Source organism: Streptomyces beijiangensis (assembly GCF_017315755.1).
GTDB lineage: Bacteria > Actinomycetota > Actinomycetes > Streptomycetales > Streptomycetaceae > Streptomyces > Streptomyces beijiangensis.
In genome coordinates, this window is record NZ_JAFLRJ010000304.1 from 1 (window position 1) to 3,286 (window position 3,286).

The 3,286-nt window shown below is 71.0% G+C and carries 3 protein-coding genes and 2 pseudogenes; 3 read left to right on the forward strand and 2 right to left on the reverse strand.

Annotation, left to right across the window (positions count from 1 at the left end):
- Positions 1-210: pseudogene (locus J0695_RS28040) on the reverse strand (enoyl-CoA hydratase/isomerase family protein); the annotation flags it as partial.
- Here J0695_RS28040 and J0695_RS45750 point away from each other — a divergent pair.
- The 3 genes and pseudogenes from J0695_RS45750 to J0695_RS28050 form a co-directional block, all read left to right on the forward strand.
- Positions 112-369: pseudogene (locus J0695_RS45750) on the forward strand (acetate--CoA ligase family protein); the annotation flags it as partial. The pseudogenes J0695_RS28040 and J0695_RS45750 sit on opposite strands and share 99 nt — an antisense overlap.
- A 200-nt stretch (positions 370-569) precedes the next feature.
- Complete coding sequence (locus tag J0695_RS28045) at positions 570-1,355, forward strand: enoyl-CoA hydratase/isomerase family protein (RefSeq protein WP_206966576.1); 786 nt, start codon at positions 570-572, stop codon at positions 1,353-1,355.
- 67 nt (positions 1,356-1,422) lie between these two features.
- Positions 1,423-2,019: a flavin reductase family protein gene (locus tag J0695_RS28050; protein ID WP_242553288.1), complete on the forward strand. Its 597-nt coding sequence runs from the start codon at positions 1,423-1,425 to the stop codon at positions 2,017-2,019.
- Between the two features lie 4 nt (positions 2,020-2,023).
- Here the strand turns inward: J0695_RS28050 and J0695_RS28055 are convergent.
- Positions 2,024-3,286, reverse strand: a 1,263-nt coding sequence (locus J0695_RS28055) for an MFS transporter (protein WP_206966580.1), incomplete at its 5' end; no start/stop codon positions are given.

A 3,286-nucleotide genomic window follows, 5' to 3' on the forward strand; every position in this document is an offset into this window, starting at 1 on the left:
GTTCACGGCGGCGATCACCGGCTTCTCGCAGTCCAGGATGGAGGCGATGAAGCGCTGGGCGCCGCGGCGGATGGTGCGGGCCACGTCGCCCGCCACCCGGTCACCGGTGGCCGGAGCCCCCCGCAGGTCCGCGCCCGCGCAGAACCCCTTGCCGGTGGCGGTGATCACGACGGCGCGCACGGCGGGGTCGGCGGAGGCCTCGGCCAGCCGCCGGCGGATGTGGACGCGCTGGTGGAGGTGGTGCTGCGGATTCAGCGGATGGCGCTGGAACTGGACGGGGATCTGGCGGAGTTGGACATCAATCCGCTGATGGTGCTGCCGAGGGGGCAGGGGGCGGTGGCATTGGATGCGCTTGCTGTGTGCCGGTAGGGGGTGGCCTGGGCGGCCCGCGTCCCGAAGGTGGGGCCGTGCCCCCTCTGCCCCCCGTATGCGGCCTTCGGCCGCATGTCCTCAATCTCCCCCAAGCTCTCGGCTTCGCTCGAGCAGGGGGGACCCCCTCGACGGGCTTGATATGCCCGCAGGCTCGATAGGCCCGTAGGGCTTGATTTGCACCTCGGAAGGTTCACTCCATGCCAGAAGTCCTGCATGCCACCGAGAACGGCGTCACCCTCATCACCCTCAACCGCCCCGAGGCGATGAACGCCCTCACCTGGGACCAGCGCGAGCACATCATCGGTCTCCTGGCCGAGGCCTCCGCCGACCCCGCCGTGCGCGCCGTCGTGATCACCGCCACCGGCAAGGGGTTCTGCGCGGGCGCGGACCTGCGGGGGGCTCCGGCCACCGGTGACCGGGTGGCGGGCGACGTGGCCCGCACCATCCGCCGCGGCGCCCAGCGCTTCATCGCCTCCATCCTGGACTGCGAGAAGCCGGTGATCGCCGCCGTGAACGGCACCGCTGCCGGCATAGGCGCGCACCTCGCGTTCGCCTGCGACCTGGTCATCGCCGCCGAATCGGCCCGCTTCATCGAGGTGTTCGTACGCAGGGGCCTGGTCCCCGACGGCGGCGGTGCGTATCTGCTCCCCCGCCTGATCGGCCCCCAGCGCACCAAGGAGCTGATGTTCTTCGGCGACGCGCTCTCCGCCGCCGACGCGGAACGCCTGGGCCTGGTGAACCGGGTGGTGCCCGACGCGGACCTCGCGAAGACGGCGGCGGAGTGGGCGGAGCGGCTGGCCCAGGGCCCCACGCGCGCGCTCACCCTGACCAAGCAACTGGTCAACGCCTCGCTCGACTCCGACCGCGCGACCGCGTTCGCGGCCGAGGCGACGGCCCAGGAGATCAACATGACGACGGCCGACGCGAACGAGGGCGTGGCGAGCTTCGTGGAACGCCGCACCCCGAAGTACCGCGGCCTCTGACCTCTCCCCCCTCTTCCAATCTGACGCCCCGTCAGCTTCAATGTGAACTGTGATGGGACACGCAGGGATGGTGGAAGCCACCATCCGATACCTCAGGTCAGCAGACGCCCCCGCAACCGCACGCCCGGTCGACCCTCTCCCCCGCCCCGACCTACGAGCGGTCGGCGACGACGAGCGGCTGTCGGTCGACCCGGGCGAATTCCGGCGCGTACTGGGCCACTTCGCGAGCGGCGTCACGGTGATCACCGCGTACGACGAGGACGGCCCCACCGGCTTCGCCTGCCAGTCCTTCGCCTCCCTGTCCCTGGACCCGCCCCTGGTCGCCTTCATGGTCGGCCGTACGTCGACGACCTGGCCCCGCATCGCCCGCGCCGGCGCGTTCTGCGTGAACATCCTCGGCGCGGACCAGGGCCCCCTGTGCCGGGGCTTCGCGGTGAGCGGCGCGGACAAGTTCGCGGGCGTGGAGCACACCCCGGCCCCGGTCACCGGCGCGCCGCGCCTGGCCGGCGTACCGGCGTGGATCGACTGCCGGATCCAGACGGTGCACACGGGGGGCGACCACCTGATCGTGGTGGGCCGGGTGGAGGCACTGGGAGGGACGCCGGACGACGAGACGGGCCCGCTGCTGTTCCACCTGGGCAAGTTCGGTCGCTTGTCGGTCTAGCCGCTCAGGCCGCCGCCGCCACGACCAGCGGAGAAGCAGGCCTGCGCCGGATCACCAGGGCCATCAGCGCCGCCACCGCGCACAGCGCGCCCGAGGCGTACCAGATCACGTCGTACGAGCCGAAGACGTCACGCGCCAGGCCGCCGAGGTACGCGACGATCGCCGCGCCCACCTGGTGCGATGCCAGCACCCAGCCGAACACGATCGCGCTGTCGTCGCCGAACTGCTCGCGGCAGAGCGCGATCGTGGGCGGGACGGTGGCGACCCAGTCGAGTCCATAGAAGACGATGAAGAAGATCATCGGCGGCTGGACGTTGGGGGCCAGCAGCATCGGGAGGAAGAGCAGCGAGATGCCGCGCAGGGCGTAGTAGATGGCGAGCAGGCGGCGCGAGTCGAAGCGGTCGGTGAACCAGCCCGAGGCGATCGTGCCGATGATGTCGAAGATGCCGATCACCGCGAGGAGCGAGGCCGCGGCCGTGATGGGCATGTGGTGGTCGTGGGCGGCCGGAATGAAATGGGTCTTGACCAGGCCGTTCGTGGAGGCGCCGCAGATCGCGAAGGTGCCCGCGAGGAGCCAGAAGGTGCCGGTCTTCGACGCCTTGACCAGAACGGTGATCGCTCGCCGGGCGGCGCCCGTCACGGGCGGGGGCTTGGGGACGTACTCCTCGGAGCCGTACGGCGTCGTCTTGACGTCCGCCGGGTGGTCCCGGAGCAGCAGCCAGACGAAGGGGACGACCGCGAGGGCGGCGAGGGAGACGGTGATCGAGGCCGGACGCCAGCCGTGGTGCTGCACCAGCCAGGACAGGACGGGCAGGAAGATCAGCTGACCCGATGCGCCGGCCGCGGTCAGGATGCCGGTGACCAGGCCCTTCTTCGCCACGAACCAGCGGTTGGTGACGGTGGCGGCGAAGGCCAGCGCCATGGAGCCGCTGCCCAGGCCCACCAACACACCCCAGAACATGACCAGTTGCCAGGCCGCGGTCATCCAGATGGTGAGTCCCGAGCCGACGGCGATGACGGTGAGTGCGATCGCGACGACCTTGCGGATGCCGAAGCGGTCCATCAGGGCGGCGGCGAAGGGGGCGGTCAGGCCGTAGAGGGCGAGGTTCACGGAGACCGCGAAGCCGATGGTGCCGCGCGACCAGTGGAACTCGTTGTGCAGCGGCTCGATCAGCAGCCCGGGGAGGGACGCGAAGGCGGCGGCTCCGATGATCGTCACAAAGGTGACGGCCGCGACGAACCACGCTCGGTGGAGGCGGGGGCGGGG

Coding starts and splice junctions, on each gene's coding strand:
- J0695_RS28045 (WP_206966576.1), top strand. CDS start 570: ATGCCAGAAGTCCTGCATGCCACCGAGAACGGCGTCACCCTCATCACC.
- J0695_RS28050 (WP_242553288.1), top strand. CDS start 1,423: ATGGTGGAAGCCACCATCCGATACCTCAGGTCAGCAGACGCCCCCGCA.